Genomic DNA, 21,245 nt, shown 5'->3' with positions numbered 1-21,245 from the left:
ATCAGACCGTCTCTTCCTGACGGGCGGCCGCCAGGCGTACCGCGTCGAGGATCTTCTCGTAACCGGTGCAGCGGCAGAGGTTGCCGGAGAGCGCCTCACGGATGTCGGCGTCCGACGGCGAGGCGTTGCGCTCGAGGAGCTCGTCGGCCGCGACGAGGAGACCGGGGGTGCAGAAACCGCACTGGACGGCGCCGGCGTCGATGAACGCCTGCTGGATCGGGGAGAGTTCGCCGCCCTCGCCGGTCTGGCCGTCGGTGCCCTTCGCCTGCCACTGGCGGGCTTCCTGGAGGCTGGTGCCGCCGCAGACGGAGCCGCAGGCACCGCCCGGGTGGGAGTCCTCACGGTGCTTGGCGTAGTCCGCCAGGCCCTCGACGGTGACGACCTCCCGGTCCTGGACCTGGCCGGCGGCGACCAGGCACGAGCACACCGGCACGCCGTCGAGACGGACGGTGCAGGATCCGCACTCGCCCTGCTCACAGGCGTTCTTCGAACCGGGGAGCCCCATGCGCTCACGCAGGACGTAGAGGAGGGACTCGCCCTCCCAGACGTCGTCGGCTTCCTGCTGACGGCCGTTGACCGTGAAGTTCACGCGCATTATGCGACTCCCTCAGTGCTGCGGCCGTTGCCGCGGTACGACTCCCAGGTCCAGCCGAGCGTGCGGCGGGCCATGATGCCGACGGCGTGACGGCGGTAGTTCGCCGTGCCGCGGACGTCGTCGATCGGGTTGGCGGCACCGGAGGCGAGCTCCGCGAACTGCTTGGCGATCGAGGGGGTGATGATCTTCTTGCTGTCCCAGAAGCCGCCCTCTTCGAGCGCCGCGTTCAGGAATTCCTCGGCCGCCTTGGCCCGAATGGGGGTCGGGGCGGCGGAGCCGATGCCGGTCCGTACGGTCCGGGTCTCGGGGTGCAGGGCGATGCCGAAGGCGCACACGGCGATGACCATCGCGTTGCGGGTGCCGACCTTCGAGTACTGCTGCGGGCCGTCCGCCTTCTTGATGTGGACGGACTTGATCAGCTCGTCGGCGGCGAGTGCGTTGCGCTTGACACCAGTATAGAAATCGTCGATCGGGATGAGGCGCGAGCCGCGTACGGACTCCACCTCGACCTCGCAGTCGGCGGCGAGCAGCGCCGGGTGGGCGTCGCCGGCCGGGGAGGCCGTGCCGAGGTTGCCGCCGACGCCGCCGCGGTTGCGGATCTGCGGGGAGGCGACCGTGTGCGAGGCGAGCGCCAGGCCGGGGAGCTCCGTGCGCAGCTCCTCCATGATCTGGGTGTACGGAACCGAGGCGCCCAGTTGGACCGTCTCCTCGCCCACCGCCCACTCGCGCAGCTCGGCGATGCGGTTGAGGTCAAGCAGGTACTCGGGACGGCGGTGGTCGAAGTTGATCTCGACCATCACGTCGGTGCCACCCGCAATCGGCACAGCTGTCGGGTGCTCGGCCTTGGCGGCGAGCGCCTCCTCCCAGCTGGCGGGGCGAAGGAAGTCCATGAGGCTCTCTTCTTCGTATCGTGGGTCGTTCGCTTCAAGGGACTTCGTTCCGGCCACGGGTGCCATTCGTCCCTCGACTGCTCGTTCATGTGCTGTTAACGCGGAGTGGGGCAAGTACACCGCCCCGCCGTCCCACGGGGTCAGTCACCGAAACCATGAAGGAGTTGGCTGGCCAAGGCGTGCGTCTTGTAGATTCGTATGAAGAACGGGCCTCAGTAACCTCGCGGCTTCCCCCTGGAAACCGGAGGCGCCCCAGGACACGAGGGCTCCGGTCCACACAGAGTCGACAGACACGGACTGTCTGTACATCCCATTCGAGACAAGATCGGCGGCGACCACCATGCGGCTGCGCGCACTCCTTGACACCGACGCGCTGGGCCTGCGGCTGCTCGGCGGTGAGGAAGAGCTCGACCGCACCGTGCGCGGTGTGATGACCACCGACCTGCGCGACCCCAGCCGGTACCTGGCGGGCGGCGAGCTGGTCCTGACCGGTCTCGCCTGGCGCCGTGACGCCACGGACACCGAACCCTTCGTACGGACCCTCGCGAGCGCCGGAGTGGCGGCGCTCGCGGCGGGCGAGGCCGAGCTGGGCGATGTCCCCGACGACATCGTCGAAGCCTGCGCCCGGCACCGGCTGCCGCTGTTCGCGGTGAACGAGTCGGTCGCCTTCGCCACGATCACCGAGCACGTCGTACGCCAGGTCTCCGGTGAGCGGGCCGGCGACCTGGCGGCGGTCGTCGACCGGCACCGCCGCCTGATGACCTCGGGTCCCACCGGCGGCGGCCCCGACGTCGTCCTCGATCTGCTGGGCTCCGACCTGGACCTGCGGGCCTGGGTCCTGTCCCCCGCGGGCCGCGCCATCGCGGGGTCGAGCGCCGCGGGCCCCGCCCTGCCCGCGGCCGTCTGCGCGCGTCTGGCGGGCGAACACCTGGCGGCGGCCCGCACGGGGCGCCGGGGCCCCCACCGGGTCCAGGTGGACGGCTCGACGTACTCCCTGTTCCCCATCCGGAGCAGTGGGCGCGGTTCGGGTTCGGCGGCCACCGCGGCGAGCACGGCGGCGCTGCGTGACGTACGCGAGACGGTCCTCTCGGACTGGCTCCTCGCGGTCGAGGCGGACGCGGGCGACTGGCCCGAGGAGCGGCTCGACCTGCTGCAGGGCGTCACCCAGCTGATCGCGGTGGAGCGTGACCGGCGCGACGCCGCACGCACCGTGCGGCGCAGGCTGGCCCAGGAGGTCCTCGAACTGGTCCAGACGGGCGCGGCACCGGCGGAGATCGCGGCGCGCCTGCGGGTCGCCGCCCCGGTGCTGCTGCCCGGCCTGGGCGCGGCACCGCACTGGCAGGTCGTGGTGGCCCGCGTGGAGTGGGACGGGGGCGAGATCGAGGGCGGCCCGGTGGCCCAGTCCCTCCTGGAGGAGATCCTCGTGGACCCCCTGTCGGCGGGCCCCGAACCGTCCGACCGCATCGCGGTGGCCCATACGGGTGACGAGGCGATCGCTCTCGTGCCGCTGCCCGCGGTCTCCACTGAGCACGACGGCTCGGAGACGGGTCTCCTTGCCGACTCCCTCCTGGAGTCCGTCCGCGACCCGCTCTCGGCGGGCCTCGACGGCGACGGCCGCCTCACGCTCGGCGTCAGCGCCTCCGTGCACTCGGCCGAGGGGCTGCGCGGCGCCCTGGAGGAGGCCCGGCACGCCCGCCGGGTCGCGGCGGCGCGTCCGGGGCGGGTCTGCGCCGCCGGCCACCAGGAGCTGGCCTCGCACGTCCTGCTGCTTCCCTTCGTCCCCGACGACGTGCGCCGGGCGTTCACGGCCCGCCTTCTCGACCCGCTGCGGGACTACGACCGGCGCCATCGGGCGGAGCTCATCCCGACCCTGGAGGCGTTCCTCGACTGCGACGGTTCCTGGACGCGGTGCGCTGCGCGGCTGCACCTGCACGTCAACACGTTGCGCTACCGGGTGGGCCGTATCGAGCAGTTGACGAGTCGTGACCTCTCGCGCCTGGAGGACAAGCTCGATTTCTTTCTGGCACTGCGCATGAGCTGACGCGGGCGACCTGCGGCAAACACCTTTCATGGCCCGCCCTTTGTGAAATCTTTCACCCAGCCCCTTGGCCGGGTGTGCCGATCCATGCTGAGATGCGCCCACTACTCAACAGCTCAATGGCGTGCTCGGGGAGGGCAACGTGGCGCATACCGCCATGTCTGGTTCCGGAACGACTGCAGGGGACGATCCACTCCAGACCGCGGTATGGCGGCTGCGTTCGCGCGGCTGTTGGACCGACGCGGCCGCGCTGCTCGCCTCGCGGGAGGGGCCGGGGCCCGCGCTGCAGAGAACCTCCCTCCTGGTGGAGCGGTGCCTGTTCACGGGAGAGGGCTGGGCCGAGGCGGAGGACGGACTGCGGACCGCCGAGGCGCTGGCCGTCGCGGACGACGACCGCGGGGCCGCGGCCTGCGAGCGAGGCCAGCTCGCCTACGCCTCCACCGTGCTCGCCGTGCGGGACCGGGCCGACGAGGCGCGTACGGCACTGGGGCGGGCGGCGGCGCTCCTCGCCCCGACTGCTTCGGGGCGGCCTCTGCTCGACTTCCGCCGGGGCCTGATCGCCGAGCACATCTCGGACTCGCCCCAGGCGGCGCGGGCGGCCTACCGGCGGGCGCATGCGGGGGCGACAGCGCACGGGGATCCGTTGCTGCTGTCCTTCACATGGCGTCACCTGGCCGGACTCGCCCTGCGGGAGGGCGAGTTGGCGGAGGCGCGGCACGGGTTCGCGGAGTCGCTGCGGATCCGGGAGGAGCTGGGGTATCTGGTGGGGACTGCCCCGGCGCTTGCGGCTCTCGCCGATGCGGAGCCGGAGCCGGAGGCGGGGCGCCTTCGGGCCGAGGCGGCTCGGCTGTTCCGGCTGATGGGTGGGGTTCCGGCGTGGCTGGCGCAGCAGCTGAGTCCACCGGCGCCGGCAGCTTGAGGTAGGGATTGGGTACGCCGGACGGGCTGATATTTCAGCCCGTCCGGCGTTTGAGGACAGCTTGTACGGGGGTCCAGGGGGCGGAGCCCCATGGTTTCGGGAAGGGGTGGGGCTGGGGAAAGCCCCGCGGGGACCACCCGAACCTCAGCCCCCGGACCCCGCGAAGTGTTCCCGCACCAAGGTCTGGACGACCCCGAGGTCCTGCGCAACCAACGCCTCCAGCAGAGCCATGTGCTCCGCCGCGTCGGCGACGAGATCGGCGCGGCGGGCGTGGACGGGACCGCTCACCAGGGGCCACTGCGACCGGCGGTGGAGATCGTCCGCCACCTGCACCAGCTGCTGGTTGCCCGAAAGGGCGAGGACCGCCCCGTGAAAGGCGCGGTCCGCCTCCGCGTACCGGGCCAGGTCCCCGCCGGCCGCCGCCACCGCGCTCGCCTCGGCGAGGGGCCGCAGCTCGCACCAGCGGGCCGCGGGCACCGTACGGGCGAGCCGCAGCATCACCGGCACCTCGATCAGCGCCCGCACCTCCGCCAGCTCCCCCAGCTCCCGCGCGCTCCGCTCGGTGACCCGGAAGCCGCGGTTCGGCACGACCTCCACCGCTCCCTCGATCGCCAGCTGCTGCATCGCCTCGCGCACGGGAGTCGCCGAGACCCCGAAGCGCTCGCCGAGCACGGGCGCCGAGTACACCTCGCCGGGCGCAAGGTCGCCCCCGACGAGCGCGTCCCGCAGGGCGTCGAGGATCTGGCCGCGCACCGAGTTCCGCTGCACCGTCTTGCGAGGCGCGGGAACCGGCACCCGTACGGCCGATTCCCCGTGCGTGTGCTCACCGCGGGCGGCGGCGGGAGGCGTCACCGGGGCCGTGTCGCGGGCCGTCGAGGCCCGCACCTGCTCCGGCACACGGACGGCGAGGCGGTACGCGTCATGCGCTCTGGCCTGCTCCACGAGGTCCACCCCAAAGTCCGCTCGGTCCGAAAGGTACGAGAGGCACCATAGGCGGACAGCCCCGCAGTTGAAACCTCGATCATTCTGGGTAAGGTTAGGCTTACCTGTAATCGATCGTGATTCGGTGGTCCTCGCATGTCCGTACCCGCCTTGGCGAAGCGCGCCCCGAGCGCCCTCGCGGACGCCTACGCCCGCCTCACCGAGGTGTTCCCCGGACTGCTCGTGACCGAGCTCGGCGAACACGAGCAGGCCCCACAGGGCGACGGCTGGGTCACCGCCGCCCGGCTCGCGGAGGGCGGGGCCGACCTCGAGGCGTTCATGGCGTGGGACGAGGCGCAGGTGTTGCGGGACTACGGACAGGCGGGGCGCCCGGACGTCATCGCGAGCTTCGCGCTGCACCGCTACGCCTGGCCCGCCACCCTCCTCATCACGATGCCGTGGTTCCTGCACCGCCGTGTGCCGCGCTATCCCGTGGAGAACGTGTCCTTCCAGCGCACCCTCGGCCGCCTCGCCGTACGCGGCGCGGGCTTCGCCTGCCTGCCCGGCGATCCCGCCGCCTCGCTCCCGGGCGCTCACGTCGTGCCGGACGAGGAAGCCCTGCGCGCGGAGGTGCGGGCCGCGGTCGCCGAGCACCTGGGACCGCTCCTCGACGCCTTCGGGCCCCGGATGCGGCGCCGCTCGCGCGCCCTGTGGAGCGTCGCCACGGACGAGATCGTCGAGGGGCTCTGGTACATCGCCCATCTTCTCGGCGAGGAGCAGCGCGCCACGACGGAGCTCGAGCGACTGCTCCCCGGCGCCACCAAGCCGTACGTGGGGACGGCGGGGTTCCGTGAGCTGCGGGGGCCGAACGGCGAGGCCCTGCCGACGCGGGACCGCGCGAGCTGCTGCATGTTCTACACGCTGCGCCCCGAGGACACCTGTGTGACCTGTCCGCGCACCTGCGACGCGGAGCGCGTCGCGCGCCTCAGCGCCGCCGCGGCCGCCTGACGGCCCGACCGCCTCACCGCCTGACCGCCCAACCGCCTGACGCGGGCCTCGCTCCGAGCCGAAACCGCTTCCCCCTCCCCCTTGAACCACCCTTTCGTGTTCGTTTAATCGAACTCAACTCCCCACGCCGGGCCCTCAGTTCGAGCAAACGGCGCGCGCCGCACCCCTTTGCACCCCCCTTGGCGTCTTCTTGCCCAAAAACCCCTCTGGGGGTCATCGGGATTGGGCCACTATGGCGCCCGAACGCCCTACCGCGACGCAAGGGACCCCAGATGAGACTGACCGACATATCGCTGGACTGGTTGCTTCCGGGCGGCGTCCTGCTCCTGGGCATGCTGGTGGCGGTGGCGGTACTCGCACGCGGCAAGCGCGCCGGGCAGAAGGCGGCCGCCGGAGCCTCCGGCGACGACTCCTGGGAACGCAGCGAGGAGCGCCGCAGGCGCAAGGAAGCAATCTATGGAACGGCCTCGTACGTTCTGCTGTTCTGCTGTGCGGCGGTCGCCGCCGCACTCTCCTTCCACGGCCTCGTCGGCTTCGGCCGGCAGAACCTCAACCTCACCGGTGGCTGGGAGTACCTGGTCCCGTTCGGGCTCGACGGCGCGGCGATGTTCTGCTCCGTGCTCGCCGTGCGCGAGGCCAGCCACGGTGACGCGGCGCTCGGCTCGCGGCTCCTGGTGTGGACGTTCGCGGGCGCGGCCGCCTGGTTCAACTGGGTGCACGCGCCCAGGGGCCTCGGCCACGCGGGCGCCCCGCAGTTCTTCGCCGGGATGTCGCTGTCGGCGGCGGTGCTCTTCGACCGCGCACTGAAGCAGACCCGCCGCGCGGCTCTGCGCGAACAGGGCCTGGTGCCCAGGCCGTTGCCGCAGATCCGGATCGTCCGGTGGCTGCGCGCACCACGGGAGACCTTCGGCGCCTGGTCGCTGATGCTCCTCGAAGGCGTACGCAGCCTGGACGAGGCGGTCGAGGAGGTCCGCGAGGACCGGCGCGAGAAGGAGCGCACCCGGACCCGCAGGCGGGACCGGGAGAAGCTGGAACGTGCGCAGCTCAAGGCGATCAGCAGGGGCCATCGCAGCCTGCCGAGCCGCGGCGGCGGGCGTCAGGTCGATCTGCCGGCGGTCGCGCCGGCGACCGGGTCCGCGCAGGCCGGCGCGGACCCTGCCATAGCGCCGCCGGAACAGGAACAGGAACAGGAGCAGGAGCAATTGCCGCTGCGCTCCCGTCCCGCTCTCCAAGCCGTGAAGAACGGCACTGAACCCGTCACCGTCGACCTCACGGCCGAGGACGACACCCAGGCGCTGCCGCGGCTCGACTCCCTTGAGCGCAAACTCAAGGATCTGGAGCAGCAGTTCGGCTGATGTCAGCGGCGCAGGACGGGAGTTGACCGGCGGTCCGGCTCATGCCGGGCCGCCGTCCAGCTCGAACCACACCACCTTTCCGACCCCGTGGGCACGCACTCCCCACGCGTCGGCGAGGGACTGCACGAGCATCAGGCCCCGGCCATGCGTGCTGTCGTCGGCATTCGGCACGCAGAGCTTCGGGCGGCGCCCCACGAAGTCCCTGACCTCGACGCGCAGCCTGCCCGGCCGCACGGTCGCCGTCAGGATGGCGTCGCGATCGGTGTGCACCAGTGCGTTCGTCACGAGCTCGCTGGTCAGCAGCTCGGCCACCTCGGATCTTCCGGGCCTCCCCCAGGTCCGGAGCAGTTCGCGCAGTGCGCCCCTGACCTCAGGGACCGCCCGCAAGTCGGATCTCCCCAATCTGCGCCGGAGTTGAGCCCTATGGAGCTCCACCGGCTTGTCGTCGATCGGCCCGTCCCTTGCTATCGGCGAAGACGTCCCGAACTGGATGGGACTGCCCCCTCTTGCATGCCTTGTCATGACCCCCGCCCACAAACGAGTCATTCCTCCCTGCTCGAACACGCTCACGGAATTCATGCCCCACTCGGTTGGCGGCACTCATGTCCATTCGTCAACCATTGGTGTGGGTGCGCCCGAGCCCGGCGGGGAAGTGAAGCCGTGAACCGTTCCTGCTTGATCCCGACCGGGCCCGATCGCGTCACATCGGCCCCGCCCCGAGCACTTTTGAGGAGCCGCCGTGCACGACGACCGACTGCTGGTGGAGGGCCGCCTGGAGCGCGCCCTGCGGCAGTTCATCCGCCCCGCCCAGTACGCGGACCGTGTGCCGCTCAGCCTCTCCGTCTGGCACGCGCCCGGCGAACCCGTGCCCGTCGCCGAGGCGATCGACGCCGCGTACGAGCCCTTCGAGGCGGGCACCGCCTGGGGAAAACCCTGGTCAACCAGTTGGTTCCGGCTGCGCGGTCAGGTGCCCGACGAGTGGCGCGGGCGCCACGTCGAGGTGGTCGTCGATCCGGGTTTCACCGGCGAGGGACCCGGCTTCCAGGCGGAGGGTCTGGTGTACGACGCCTCGGGCGTCCCCCTCAAGGGCATTCACCCGCGCAATCGGCACATTCCCGTGGCAGCGTCGGCCCGGGGCGGCGAGCCGGTGCACCTCCTCCTGGAGGCGGCGGCCAACCCCGCGATCCTGCACGACTTCGAACCGACACCCCTGGGCGACGTACTGACCGCCGGTGATGGCCCCATCTACCGATTCGCGTCTGCCGACGTCGCCGTACTGGACGAGGACGTCTGGCGGTTGACGCTGGACATCGAGGTCCTTTCTGAGCTGATGTACGAACTGGACGCGGCCCGTCCGCGCCGCCACGAGATCCTGCGGGCCCTGGAACGGGCGCTCGACGCACTCGATCTGCACGACGTGTCGGGCACCGCGGCGGCGGCGCGGGCCGAGCTGACGGAGGTCCTCGCGAGCCCCGCCCACGCCAGCGCGCACCGGGTCTCGGCCACCGGGCACGCCCACATCGACTCGGCCTGGCTGTGGCCGCTGCGCGAGACGGTACGCAAGGCGTCCCGCACCTTTGCCAATGTGACGGCCCTCGCGAAGGACTATCCCGAGCTGGTCTTCGCCTGTTCACAGGCCCAGCAGTACGCCTGGGTCAAGGAGCACCAGCCGCACATCTGGGAGCGCATCAAGAAGGCCGTCGCGGACGGCAACTGGTCGCCGGTGGGTTCCATGTGGGTCGAGTCGGACGCCAACATGCCGGGCGGCGAGGCGCTCGCGCGGCAGATCACGCACGGGATGCGGTTCTTCCGCGAGGAGCTGGGAGTGGAGACGGAGGAGATCTGGCTGCCGGACTCCTTCGGCTACACGGCGGCTTTCCCGCAGTTGGCGAAGCTCGCGGGCGTCCGCTGGTTCCTCACCCAGAAACTGAGCTGGAACCAGTCCAACAAGATGCCGCATCACACCTTCTGGTGGGAGGGCATCGACGGCACCCGCGTCTTCACGCACTTCCCGCCGGTCGACACCTACAACTCCCAGATCCATGGCGCCGAACTCGCGCACGCGGAGCGGAACTTCACCGAGAAGGGCCGCGCGTCCCGCTCCCTGGTGCCGTTCGGCTGGGGCGACGGCGGCGGCGGCCCGACCCGCGAGATGCTGGAGAAGGCACGGCGGCTGCGGTCCCTCGAGGGGTCGCCGCGTGTCGAGATCGAGAAGCCGTCGACGTTCTTCGCCGCCGCCGAGGAGGAGTACGGGGAGGGGGCGCCGGTCTGGTCCGGCGAGCTCTACCTGGAGTTGCACCGCGCCACGTACACCACGCAGGCGGCCACCAAGCGCGGTAACCGCCGCACCGAACACGCGCTCCGTGAGGCCGAGTTGTGGTGCACGGCCGCCGCGGTCCGCGACCCCGCGTACGTCTACCCGTACAGCACCCTCGACCGGCTGTGGAAGACGGTGCTCCTGCATCAGTTCCACGACATCCTGCCGGGCTCGTCGATCGCCTGGGTGCACCGGGAGGCGCGTGACACGTACGCGCGCGTCCTCGCCGAGCTGGATGAGATCACCTCGGCGGCCGTCCGTTCGCTCGGTGCGGGCGGCCCGGTCGCGCTCAACTCGTCGCCGTACGCCCGCAGCGAGGTCGTCAGGGCCGACGACGGCGCCCTCGTGCACGTGAATGTCCCGGCCCTGGGCAGCAAGAGTCTGGAGGAGGCCGACTCCTACACGCGGGAGACCGGGGCGACCGCTCTGCTCGCCGACGGCGAGATCCAGTTGCTGAACGAGCACCTGCGCGTCGCCGTCGACGCGGACGGTCTTCTGACCTCCGTGCACGACGTCGACGCGCACCGCGAGGTCCTGTCCCCCGGCTCACGCGGCAATCTTCTCCAGCTGCACCCCGACCACCCCACGCACTACGACGCCTGGGACCTGGACAAGCACTACCGCAACACGCACACCGACCTCACCGAGGCCGAGTCCGTGGAGCTGGTGGAGGACGGGCCGCTGCGGGTCGCCGTCCGCGTGGTGCGGGCCTTCGGGACATCGCGGATCACCCAGGAGATCCGCCTCGCGGCGGGCAGCCGACGCGTCGACGTCGTCACGGAGGTCGACTGGCAGGAGTCGGAGAAGGTGCTCAAAGCCGCCTTCCCGCTGGACGTGCACGCCGAACGGTCGGCCGCCGAGATCCAGTTCGGGCACGTGCACCGCTCGACGCACGCCAACACCGGCTGGGACGCGGCCCGTTTCGAGATCTGTGCCCACCGGTGGCTGCGGGTCGCCGAGGACGCGTACGGCGTGGCGGTGCTCAACGACTCGACGTACGGCCATGACGTGACGCGCACCCCGCACGGCGACGGACTCGGCACCACCGTGCGGCTCACGCTCCTTCGCGCCCCGCACAGCCCGGACCCGGAGACGGATCTGGGCGTGCACCGCTTCACGTACGCCCTGCTGCCCGGCGCGACGACGGGCGACGCGGTCGCGGAGGGTCTTGCCCTGAACCTGCCGCTGCGGGTGGCCGCCGCGCCCGCCCTGCCCTCGCTCGTCAGCGTCGACAATCCGGCGGTGACCGTGGAGTCGGTGAAGCTCGCGGACGACGGGAGCGGCGATGTCGTGGTGCGGCTCTACGAGTCGCGGGGCGGGCGCGCGGCGGCCACGCTCACCACGTCGTTCGCGGTGGGCGCGGCCGAGGTGACAGACCTCTTGGAGCGCCCGCTGGAGGCGGCGCACACCGATGACGCGGGGCTCGTGCTCGCGCTGCGGCCGTTCCAGATCGTCACGCTGCGCCTTCGGCCCGCGGGCTGACGGAGCATCAGGGACGTGGCACGTTCCGCAGGTTGGAGCGTGCCATCTGGACCATGCGGCCGACGCCGCCGTCCAGGACGATCTTGCTGGCGGAGAGCGCGAAGCCGGTCACCATCTCGGAGCTGATCTTGGGCGGGATGGAGAGGGCGTTCGGGTCGGTGACGATGTCGACGAGGGCGGGGCCCTTGTGCGCGAAGGCGTCCTTCAGGGCGCCCACGAGCTGCTTGGGCTTCTCGACGCGTACCCCGTAGGCACCAGCGGCGCGGGCGACAGCGGCGAAGTCGGGGTTGTGGTTGTCCGTGCCGAACGACGGGAGGCCGGCCACCAGCATCTCCAGCTCGACCATGCCGAGCGATGAGTTGTTGAAGAGGACGATCTTCACCGGCAGGTCGTACTGGACGAGGGTGAGGAAGTCGCCCATCAGCATGGAGAATCCGCCGTCGCCGGACATCGAGACGACCTGCCGCTTGCGGTCGGTGAACTGGGCGCCGATCGCCTGCGGCAGGGCGTTGGCCATCGAGCCGTGGCTGAAGGAGCCGATGATGCGGCGCTTGCCGTTCGGCGAGAGATAGCGGGCCGCCCAGACGTTGCACATGCCCGTGTCGACGGTGAACACGGCGTCGTCGGCGGCGAGTTCGTCGACGACGGACGCGACGTACTCGGGGTGGATCGGGATGTGCTTGTCGACCTTGCGCGTGTAGGCCTTGATGACGCCTTCCAGGGCGTCCGCGTGCTTCTTCAGCATCTTGTCGAGGAACTTGCGGTTGCTCTTGGGCGTGACGCGCGGGGTGAGACAGCGCAGGGTCTCGCGTACGTCGCCCCAGACGGCGAGGTCCAGCTTGGAGCGGCGGCCGAGCCGTTCGGGCCGCACGTCGACCTGTGCGATCTTGACGTCGTCGGGCAGGAAGGCGTTGTACGGGAAGTCGGTGCCGAGCAGGATCAGCAGGTCGCACTCGTGGGTGGCCTCGTACGCGGCGCCGTAGCCGAGGAGCCCGCTCATGCCCACGTCATAGGGATTGTCGTACTGAATGAATTCCTTGCCGCGCAGGGCGTGGCCCACCGGGGACTTGATCTTCTCGGCGAACTCCATGACCTCGGCGTGCGCGCCGGCCGTGCCGCTGCCGCAGAAGAGGGTGACCTTGTCCGCCTCGTCGATCATCGCGGCGAGCTTGTCGATCTCCGTGTCGCCGGGACGCACGGTGGGGCGCGAGGTGACGAGGGCGCTCTCGGCGGACTTGTCCGGGGCGGGCTCGTCGGCGATGTCTCCGGGGAGGGTGACGACGCTGACGCCTGACTGGCCGATCGCGTGCTGGATGGCGGTCTGGAGCAGCCGCGGCATCTGCTTCGGACTGGAGATCATCTCGCTGTAGTGACTGCAGTCCTGGAAGAGCCGGTCGGGGTGGGTCTCCTGGAAGAAGGAGAGGCCGATCTCGCTGGAGGGGATGTGCGACGCGAGGGCGAGGACGGGCGCCATGGAGCGGTGCGCGTCGTAGAGGCCGTTGATCAGGTGGAGGTTGCCGGGGCCGCAGGAACCGGCGCAGACGGCGAGGCTGCCGGTGATCTGGGCCTCGGCACCGGCCGCGAAGGCCGCGGTCTCCTCGTGCCTGACCTGCACCCACTCCATGCCCTTGGTGCGCCTGATCGCGTCCACGACAGGGTTCAGGCTGTCGCCCACGACTCCGTACATGCGGCGCACACCGGCGCGGTGGAGGATGTCGACGAACTGTTCGGCGACGTTCTGCTTGGCCATGGCTTCACGAACCCTTCAGTCCCCTTGACTCTCTTGGGTCCATGAATTCACAGGGCGGGCGCTCACGCCTCCCAAACGGCGGCCGCCGTCCGGTCGTCCGCGTACCCCTTGACCCTGACCTGGATGTCCGCGAGGAAGGTCGCGAGGCCCGGTGGGCCGCTCTTCGCCCACCGCTGGGTGAGGTGGGCGGCCAGTTCGGGTTCGCCGCGCAGGGGCTCGGCGAGGCCGCCGCTGCAGAGCATCAGGGCGTCACCCGGGCGGGCTACGGAGGCCCGGAAGCGGAAGGGTTCGCGGGGCGGCGGCTCGGGGGCGGGCTCGTACGGACTCGGGGGCGTGATGATGCCCATGTCCATGGTGAGCCGGTCGCCGTCGGGGGTTTCCGGCGGCACCGACCCGAACCCGACCACGGGCGGGCCCGGGTCCGCGGCGGCGTCGCTGACGTGGGGCTCGATGTCCTGCCAGGCGCCGTCCCTGAGCCGGAAGAGTCCGCCGCCGCCGACACCGAAGAAGACGCGGGTACGGCATTCGGGGTCGGCCGTCAGCAGGAGGCAGCGCAGGGACGCCGCGTACTCCTCGGGCTCGATGCCGAGATCGACGGCGTGCGCGCGGAGCTTGCCGAGGCTGCGGTCCGTGAGCCGGTGCAGGCCGCTCTTGAGGTCACCGCGCCGGGCGGCCCTGATGTCCTCGGACAGCCGCTGATGGCTGCGGCCCACGGCCCGCCCGATCCAGGCGCAGGCCTCGGCGGCGGCGCGGTGAGCGCCGGGCGTGGCCCGCGCGCCGGTGGCCATGGCGACCAGGACGAGAGCGCCGTCCCCCGTCCCGAACCGCGCGGTGAGCAGCGAGTCCCGCCGCGGCTCGCCCCGGTACCGCGCGGAGTCCCCGCGCACGGAGACGGCCCGCAGGGTGGAGGTGCCGTACCGGGCGCCGTCGAGCACGGTGTCGGCGACCAGATCGCCCAGGTCGTCGGGGTCGGCGACGGGCAGGACGGTGGGCTCGGCGTCATAGGTGGGCGGCCCGTCGCCCACGTACGGGACGGCGGCCGGGGGTACCGCCGACACGGACGGCTGCGGTTCGACCGGTGCGGGTGGCTGCGGGTCCGGGACCGCGGACGCCTCGGGCGCGCGGGGCGTGGGGACGGCGGTGGTGCGGCTCGGGTCGCCGGGAGGCTTGGGCGGCCCCGCCGGGAAGGTGACGGGACCCGTGGGCGCGGCGGGCGGCTCCCAGGGGGCGGCGCCCGGGTGGATGCGGGCTGCGGGCGGGGGCAGAGGTGGGGGCGGAGGCGGCTCGTACGACGGCGCCGATGCGGGCGGCGGTGACGGCTCGCGGGGCGTGAAGGGCTCGCGGGGCGTGAACTGCTCGCCCGGTGCGGCTCCGGAGCCGCGGCCGGGTGGCTCCCCCGCGGGCTCCAGGTCCGGCGGCAGCCGAGGAGCCGGGTCCGGGGCTGAGGCCGGTGCACCGCGCCGGTCCGGGAAATCCGGGGGCGGTGGCTCCGGGGCGGAGAAGCGGCCGGGGCGCGGCAGTGCTCCTTCCGTGCCCTCGCCCTCGGGGGCACCATCGGCCACCCCCTCGCCCGCCGCGGAGACCGCCGAGGCGAACCTGTCGTCGAGGGTGTCGGCCGCCTCGGCCGGACCCGTGTCATGAGCGGAGTCGTCGTAGAGCTGACCCCACCAGTCGTCCTCCTGGCCGGAAGCTCCGTCGTGCCTCTCCCCCTGCTGGCTCATGCCCCTATTGTCCACCGCGGAGGCCGTACGAAAACGGTGCATCCGGAAAATCCGGCCACCGGAAGGGTGATGAGGGCCGCCGGGCGGGCCCACCCCCCACGGGAGGACCGCCCGGCGGTGTCTGTGTGTTTATCGCACGTCGTAGGCGCGGGCCACTGTCTGAGTGACGGAACTTCCGTTCGTATCCGTCAGTTCGGTCCTGAGCCACACCTGCTTCCCCGAGGCGCCGGCGTGGTCCACGGTGGCGGTCCACTTGCCGCCGGAAGCGGACGTCTCGGCCTCGGTCCAGGTCTCGCCCTCGTCGTACGAGTAGGACAGGGCCGCCGATGTGAGCACCCCCGGCTCGTAGCCCGCGTGCCCTGTCACGGCGAGCTCAATCCGCCGGCCGTCTTTTGCCGCCACGGTCTTCATGCCGTCCTCCGGCAGCCGGTAGCGCGGGAACAGCATCGGGATGCCCTGCGAGTGGACCTTCTCGTCGAGGTGCGAGCGGAACGCCCACGTGGTCCGCGTGCCCGTGGACCGCTTCCAGACCTGCGAGCCGATCTTCTGGGTGGTGAGCGTGAGTTCGTACGCGGAGTCCTCGGCCGGGACCGTGAACACCCCGGACGGCCAGCCCGACTGCCCCACGACCTCACCGTCGCGCTTCAGCTCCACGCTGCCGATGTCACCGAACCCGCCCTGGATTCCCGCGTGTTCACTGTCGGCCCAGAATCCGGGCGCGACACCGATCAGGTTGCCCTGCCGCTCCCCCGCAAGGCCGGGGCCGCCGCCGGCGTCGCGTGGCGCGGCGGGGGTGAGCACTCCCTCGTACCAGCTCTCGCTGCGCCGCTCCCCCTTCTCGTACGTCCGCACCGGGTCGATCATGAACTCGCCGAACGGGAAGCTGCTGGAGACCTGGTGACCCCAGCCGGTCGTGCCCGCCGAGTAGTACTCGGTGCGCTTGCCGGGGGCCGGGACCGACTCGATGTCGGCGAAGTACACCTCGAGGCCCGAGGGGCGGACGGCGGACGGCAGGTCCACGTAGTCCGTGGCCGTGCCCATCGCGCGATGGGTGGCCTCGTTCGCGGCGAGGTCCTTGTCGCGTACGCGGTAGGTGCGGTCGTCGCGGATCTGACCGGTCTCGGGGAAGGCGAGGTTGTAGACGTAGGGGCTCTTGGCCGTTCCCTTCCACTTCAATTCGACGGGACTGTCGGAGAGTTGGGCGAGGAGGGTGGCCGCCTCGCCCGTCTGCAGGCCGAGGACCGGGAGCGGGGAGCCGCTGAGACCGACCGAGGGGTACCAGCGGCCCGGAGCCGTGCGGTGGGCGATGACCGCGAGTGCGCCGGCCGCCTTCGCGTGCTTCGCAACGGCGGAGGCGGCACCGCTGTCCGGCACCTTGACGAGGGCGATCTTGCCCTTGACCCCGGCGGTCTCCAGCTCCTGCGGCGTACCGGACCCGGCGTCCACGAGGGACGCCCTGCCCTTGCCGTCGAGGTTGGCCGATCCGGTGGAGGCGGTCACCGGGTGCAGTGTCCTGCCGCCCGCCACGGCGAGTTCGGGGAGCAGGGGCGCGGCGGCGCGCCAGTAGCTGCCGGACTCGAAGGTGCCGTCGGTGGCCTTGCCCTCCACCGACTGGTAGAAGCCGCGGATGCTGCGCGGTCCGGCCGCGGTGCCCGCGTGCAGCCAGTTGTCGGTGCCCCACGTCCGGGCGAATCCGAGGGTGGCGCCGCGCACCTCGGACTCCTTGTCCGTCTTGACGGTGAGGCGGTGCGCCTTGCGGGCGTCGAGTGTGACGGTCATGTCCTTCTTCACCTCAACCTGGGGCCGGGCGATGTGGGTGAGCGAGTCGGTCAGGGTGCCGCCGTCCGCGTCCGGTGTGGCGATGAATCCGGTCAAGAAGTAGGCGCCGGGGCGGACTTGGTACGTCTGGTCGTTCGCGCCCTCGTTGAACCGCCGCTCGCCGGTGGCGTCGTCGGTGCCGATGAGGTCCAGGGACGACGGGCCCGCGGCGGGCTCGCCGTCGCGGTCGACGAGCTTCACGCGGAGGCTGACCGTCTCCGGCTGTACGTAGAGGGAGAAGGGCGTGGAGACCGCGGCGGCGCCGGACTTCGCCAGGACGCGGCCGGTCACGTCGCCGTACTGGGAGCGCTTGAGGTGCGCGTCGGGGTCGAGCTTCAGCGGGACGTTGACCGTCGCTCCGGCGGCGACCTTCACGGAGCGCGCGCCGAGCTCGGCGATGTCCGACCTCACCGGTGAGCCGTCGTTGCCCGTGACGCCCTGCACGGACAGCTTCAACTCCACCGGTCCGTCAGTGGTGTTGGTGTACGGGACGTCGACCGTCGTGCGGTCCGAGTTGTCCTGGGGCCAGCCGAAGGTGCCGCCCTGCACCGCGGGTGAGCCGAGCACCTTCTGGTCGACGGCGGCCTTCACGTCGAGCCGTCCGCCACCGGTCTCGGTCACGTCGCCGGGAAGGGCGCTGTCCGCGGACGACACCAGGGCCGACTTGATCTGCCCTGCGCTCCATTTTGGGTGGCGCTGCTTGACCAGGGCTGCGGCGCCCGCGACGTGCGGGGCGGCCATCGACGTACCGCTCATGGACTGGTAGGCGTAGACGCCTCTGCCGCCCGCGGCGGCCGCGGAGATGTCGACACCGGGCGCGGCGATCTCCGGCTTGAGGGTGTGCGAGCCGTACGCGGGCCCGCGGCTGGAGAAGGAGGCCGTCGAGTCGTCGCGGTCGACGGCGCCGACGGTCAGGACGCTCGGCGCGCAGCCGGGCGAGGAGACGGAGTTGAGGCTCGGCCCCGTGTTGCCCGCGGCGAGGACGAAGAGGGTGTCCTTGCTCGACTGCGCGAGTTCCTCCGTGGCGGTGCTCATGGGGTCGGTGCAGTCGGTCCGCGCCGGGTTGCCGAGGCTCATGGAGACGACGTCGGCCTTCTCGTCGACGGCCCACTGCATGCCCGCGATGATCCACGAGGTGGCGCCGGAGCCGCTGTCGTCGAGCACCTTGCCGTGCAGCAGCTCGGTGCCGGGGGCGACGCCCTTCTTCTTGCCGTCGCTCGCCGCGCCGCTGCCGCCGACGGTGGAGGTGGTGTGGGTGCCGTGGCCCTGGCGGTCCTCGTTGTCCGGCGATTCGGTGAAGTTCTTCGTCGCGCCGATCCGGCCCTTCAGGTCGGGGTGCTCCGCGTCGGCGCCGGTGTCGAGGACGGCGACCTTGGTGCCCTTGCCGTCGTAGCCCGCGGCCCACGCCTCGGGGGCGTGCACCTGCTTCGTCGACTTGTCGAGAGTGGCCTCGACCTTGGCGTCGAGCCAGAGCTTCTTCAGGTCGGACGCGGCACGGGACTTCGGTGACGTGATGTCCGCCCAGAAGTCCGCGGCCTTCTTCTTGTCCGCCTTCATCGCGACCCCGTCGACGGGGTCGAGGACGAGGCCGCGTTCGGCGCCGCGCGGAGTGGCGGGCACCGCGCGCGTGACGTCGACGGACGTGTCGTACACGGCGATCAGCGGGAGCTGCTCGGCGTGCGCGTCGTCGTAGCCCTGGCGGACGAGGCCGGTGACGTTGAAGAGTTCCTCGTCGACCGTGCCCTCGGCGATCGCGTGGACGGCGCCCTCGGGGTAGACGTACAGGTCCTTGCCGGACTGCCTGGTCTGGATGAGGGGCACCGTGCCGTCGGCGGCGGGCAGCGCGCTCGCACCCGCGCGGCCCTTGCCGTCGGACGACACCAGCACGCGGTCGCCGGTGACGAGGGTGACGACGGAACTTCCGTCGCCGCGTGGCCCGCTCCCCACCGGCGGAGTCGTGTGCGCCGTGGCCGCGCGTGGCTCGGCCACGGACGGTACGGCCGCGGTGACGGCGAGGACGACGGCGGACGCCGCCCCCAAGGCCGTACGCGATATCGGGCGCATCGCTCTCCCCAGGGTTGATGGGCATGCGGAACCACAGCCGAAAAGGGACCAAAGGCCCTAATCCCGGCTGCCGTTGGTGCTGCGGTGGCGTCACCTTGGCAGAGAGGCCGGGGGTGCGGGGATGATGTCCTGGGGCGGGTTTACGCCGTGGCTGTTTCCCGCCAGGGCGCCGTCGGAACGGATCTCTGGGGAGGGCGCGCCGCATGCTGGCTGCGATAGGTCTGGACGAGCTGCACGAATCGGCGTACCGCGCGCTGGTCGCGGTGGGCGCCGCCGACGTGCCCGATCTCGCGCGGCGGCTGTCGCTCGGCGAGCCGGATACGGTCCGTGCGCTGCGCCGCCTCGAACTGCACGGCCTCGCGGCCCAGGCGTCCGGCAAGGCGGGCCGGTGGGTGGCGGCCCCGCCCGGCGTCGCGCTCGGCGCTCTCCTGACCCAGCAGCGGCACGAGCTGGAGAAGGCGGAGCTCGCGGCGAAGCTGCTCGCCGAGGAGTACCGCGCGCAGGCCGCCGAGCCCGCGGTGCACGACCTGGTCGAGGTGGTCACCGGCGCGGGCGCGGTCTCGCAGCGCTTCCTCCAGCTCCAGCTGGGGGCGAGCGACGAGGTGTGCGCCCTGGTGACCGGCAACCCCGTGGCGATCACCGGCACGGAGAACGACGCGGAGGCGCAGGCCGCGGGCCGCGGCGTGACGTACCGCGTGGTGGTCGAGCGCTCCGTCCTCGCCCTGCCCACCGGCCTGATCGAACTGTCGACGGCGATCGGCCGCGACGAACAGGTGCGCGTCGTGGACCGCGTCCCGACGAAGCTGGTGATCGCCGACGGCTCCCTCGCGATGGTGCCGCTGACCTCGCGCAGGGCGGAGCCCGCCGCGCTCGTGGTGCACGCCAGCGGCCTGCTCGAATCCCTGACGGGACTCTTCGAGGCGGTGTGGCGGGACGCGCTGCCGCTGCGGCTCGGCGAGGCCGGGCACTCGGTCACCGAGGACGCCCCCGAGGGCCCCGACGGCGCGGATCTGGAGATCCTGTCGCTGCTGCTCGCGGGGCTGACGGACGCGAGCGTCGCCAAGCAGCTCGACCTGGGCCTGCGGACGGTGCAGCGGCGGGTGAAGCGCCTGATGGAGCTGACGGGCGTGACGACGCGGCTGCAACTGGGCTGGCACGCGTACGAGCGGGGCTGGGTGGCGCGCTAGGACCGGCTCCCCGGTCCGCGAGGGCTCGCGCGACCTGCGGTTTTCTCCTTTCTCCTGCACGCTTGACAGATGGGAGCCTGGGAACTCCTGCTGGTCGGAGTCGTGCTGCTGCTCGGGATCGGCGGAGTGCTTGTGCCCGGCGTGCCGGGACCGTGGCTGGTGTGGGCCGCGGTGCTGTGGTGGGCGCTGAAGGACCCGGAGCCGGTCGCCTGGTGGGTCCTGGTCGGCGCGTCCGTCGTGCTTCTCGTCGCGCAGGGCATCCGATGGCTGCTGCCGCCGCGGCGCTTCCGGCAGAGCGGCGCCACGCGCAGGACCGCCGTGTACGCGGGGGCCGGGGCCCTTGTCGGGTTCTGTGTGGTGCCGGTGATCGGATCGCTGCCGGGGTTCATCGGCGGGATCTACGTGAGTGAGCGGCTGCGGCTCGGCGGCCACGGGCAGGCGGCGACGGCGACGAGGACGGCCATGCGGGCGGGCGGCTGGAGCGTGCTTACCGAGTTGTTCGCGTGCCTGCTCATCGCGGGGGCGTGGCTGGGGGCCGTGATCTGGGGCTGAACCGGATCCCGCGGAACGCCCCGGTGGAGCGGATCGCCCCGGGGGAACCGACCGAGGAGGCCCCGCGCCGGGCCCTGCCCGCGGCTTAGGCTCGCGCCATGACCGAATTCAGCGAGGCCGAGCGGGCGTACCTCAAGTCACAGCGTCTGGGCCGGATGGCCAGCGTGGACGCGACGGGGCAGCCGCAGGCCAATCCTGTCGGGTTCTTCCCGCAGGACGACGGGACGATCCTGATCGGTGGTTACGCGCTGGGGACGACCAAGAAGTGGCGCAACCTCCAGAAGAACCCGAAGGTGTCGCTGGTCGTGGACGACGTCGTGAGTGAGCGGCCGTGGAAGGTGCGGGGGGTCGACATCCGGGGTGACGCGGAACTCCTCACGGGGCCGCATGAGTTGGGCCCTCACTTCAGCGAGGAGTTGATCCGGATTCACCCTCGCAGGATCCATAGCTGGGGGCTGGAGCAGTAAACAGTCCCCAACCCCGCCCCTTCCCGAAAACCCGCTCCGGCACGGGGGCCTTGCGTGCCGTCAGCGCCGGCTGCGCCGAGCTCGTCCTCAAACGCCGGACGGGCTGAAATTCAGCCCGTCCGGCGTTTGAGGACCTCTTGTTCGGGGTCTGGGGCGGAGCC

The 21,245-nt window shown here is 71.7% G+C and carries 15 protein-coding genes; 8 read left to right on the top strand and 7 right to left on the bottom strand.

Going from position 1 to position 21,245, the window contains the following annotated elements; genetic code table 11:
- Position 1 precedes the first annotated feature (1 nt).
- On the bottom strand, positions 2-595 hold the full coding sequence (locus ACWGIH_RS36675; protein ID WP_453446676.1) for a (2Fe-2S)-binding protein: 594 nt from the start codon (positions 593-595) through the stop codon (positions 2-4).
- On the bottom strand, positions 595-1,485 hold the full coding sequence (locus tag ACWGIH_RS36670; RefSeq protein WP_453446678.1) for an FAD binding domain-containing protein: 891 nt from the start codon (positions 1,483-1,485) through the stop codon (positions 595-597). Before ACWGIH_RS36670 ends, ACWGIH_RS36675 begins: the two co-directional genes overlap by 1 nt.
- Positions 1,486-1,825: 340 nt before the next feature.
- Between ACWGIH_RS36670 and ACWGIH_RS36665 the strand changes: the two genes are divergently transcribed.
- Complete coding sequence (locus ACWGIH_RS36665; protein WP_453446679.1) at positions 1,826-3,526, top strand: PucR family transcriptional regulator; 1,701 nt, start codon at positions 1,826-1,828, stop codon at positions 3,524-3,526.
- A gap of 154 nt (positions 3,527-3,680) precedes the next feature.
- Positions 3,681-4,442, top strand: a complete 762-nt coding sequence (locus ACWGIH_RS36660; protein ID WP_453446680.1) for a hypothetical protein — start codon at positions 3,681-3,683, stop codon at positions 4,440-4,442.
- Between the two features lie 144 nt (positions 4,443-4,586).
- On the opposite strand, the gene ACWGIH_RS36655 is transcribed toward ACWGIH_RS36660, so the two are convergent.
- Positions 4,587-5,384 (bottom strand): GntR family transcriptional regulator, encoded by a 798-nt coding sequence (locus tag ACWGIH_RS36655; protein WP_453446682.1) that lies wholly within the window; start codon positions 5,382-5,384, stop codon positions 4,587-4,589.
- A 135-nt stretch (positions 5,385-5,519) separates the two neighbouring features.
- On the opposite strand from ACWGIH_RS36655, the gene ACWGIH_RS36650 reads away from it, so the two are divergent.
- Complete coding sequence (locus tag ACWGIH_RS36650) at positions 5,520-6,371, top strand: (2Fe-2S)-binding protein (protein WP_453446684.1); 852 nt, start codon at positions 5,520-5,522, stop codon at positions 6,369-6,371.
- 272 nt (positions 6,372-6,643) lie between these two features.
- A complete protein-coding gene (locus tag ACWGIH_RS36645) occupies positions 6,644-7,726 on the top strand; it encodes a DUF2637 domain-containing protein (RefSeq protein ID WP_453446685.1) in 1,083 nt (360 codons plus the stop codon).
- 39 nt (positions 7,727-7,765) lie between these two features.
- Here the strand turns inward: ACWGIH_RS36645 and ACWGIH_RS36640 are convergent, their stop codons facing one another.
- Positions 7,766-8,248, bottom strand: a complete 483-nt coding sequence (locus ACWGIH_RS36640; RefSeq protein ID WP_453446687.1) for an ATP-binding protein — start codon at positions 8,246-8,248, stop codon at positions 7,766-7,768.
- Positions 8,249-8,465: 217 nt separating this feature from the next.
- Here ACWGIH_RS36640 and ACWGIH_RS36635 point away from each other — a divergent pair, with 217 nt between their 5' ends.
- Positions 8,466-11,525: an alpha-mannosidase gene (locus ACWGIH_RS36635; RefSeq protein ID WP_453446689.1), complete on the top strand. Its 3,060-nt coding sequence runs from the start codon at positions 8,466-8,468 to the stop codon at positions 11,523-11,525.
- Between the two features lie 7 nt (positions 11,526-11,532).
- On the opposite strand, the gene ACWGIH_RS36630 is transcribed toward ACWGIH_RS36635, so the two are convergent.
- The 3 genes from ACWGIH_RS36630 to ACWGIH_RS36620 form a co-directional block, all read right to left on the bottom strand.
- Positions 11,533-13,275, bottom strand: a complete 1,743-nt coding sequence (locus tag ACWGIH_RS36630) for a pyruvate dehydrogenase (RefSeq protein WP_453446690.1) — start codon at positions 13,273-13,275, stop codon at positions 11,533-11,535.
- A 62-nt stretch (positions 13,276-13,337) separates the two neighbouring features.
- Entirely contained in the window at positions 13,338-14,996 is a 1,659-nt protein-coding gene (locus tag ACWGIH_RS36625) for a protein phosphatase 2C domain-containing protein (RefSeq protein WP_453446692.1), read from the bottom strand.
- Between the two features lie 129 nt (positions 14,997-15,125).
- Complete coding sequence (locus ACWGIH_RS36620; RefSeq protein ID WP_453446693.1) at positions 15,126-18,878, bottom strand: S8 family serine peptidase; 3,753 nt, start codon at positions 18,876-18,878, stop codon at positions 15,126-15,128.
- A 203-nt stretch (positions 18,879-19,081) separates the two neighbouring features.
- Here ACWGIH_RS36620 and ACWGIH_RS36615 point away from each other — a divergent pair, with 203 nt between their 5' ends.
- The 3 genes from ACWGIH_RS36615 to ACWGIH_RS36605 all read left to right on the top strand — a co-directional run bounded on the left by ACWGIH_RS36615 (position 19,082) and on the right by ACWGIH_RS36605 (position 21,084).
- Positions 19,082-20,065 (top strand): helix-turn-helix transcriptional regulator, encoded by a 984-nt coding sequence (locus tag ACWGIH_RS36615; protein ID WP_453446694.1) that lies wholly within the window; start codon positions 19,082-19,084, stop codon positions 20,063-20,065.
- A 69-nt stretch (positions 20,066-20,134) separates the two neighbouring features.
- Positions 20,135-20,617 (top strand): DUF456 domain-containing protein, encoded by a 483-nt coding sequence (locus tag ACWGIH_RS36610; protein WP_453446695.1) that lies wholly within the window; start codon positions 20,135-20,137, stop codon positions 20,615-20,617.
- 98 nt (positions 20,618-20,715) lie between these two features.
- Positions 20,716-21,084, top strand: coding sequence for a PPOX class F420-dependent oxidoreductase (locus ACWGIH_RS36605; RefSeq protein ID WP_453446696.1), 369 nt, complete (start codon positions 20,716-20,718; stop codon positions 21,082-21,084).
- Positions 21,085-21,245 lie beyond the last annotated feature (161 nt).

The organism is Streptomyces sp. NPDC054872 (assembly GCF_053610705.1).
The sequence above is the reverse complement of the archived record's forward strand: the minus strand, read 5'-3'. Positions and strand labels throughout refer to the sequence as shown.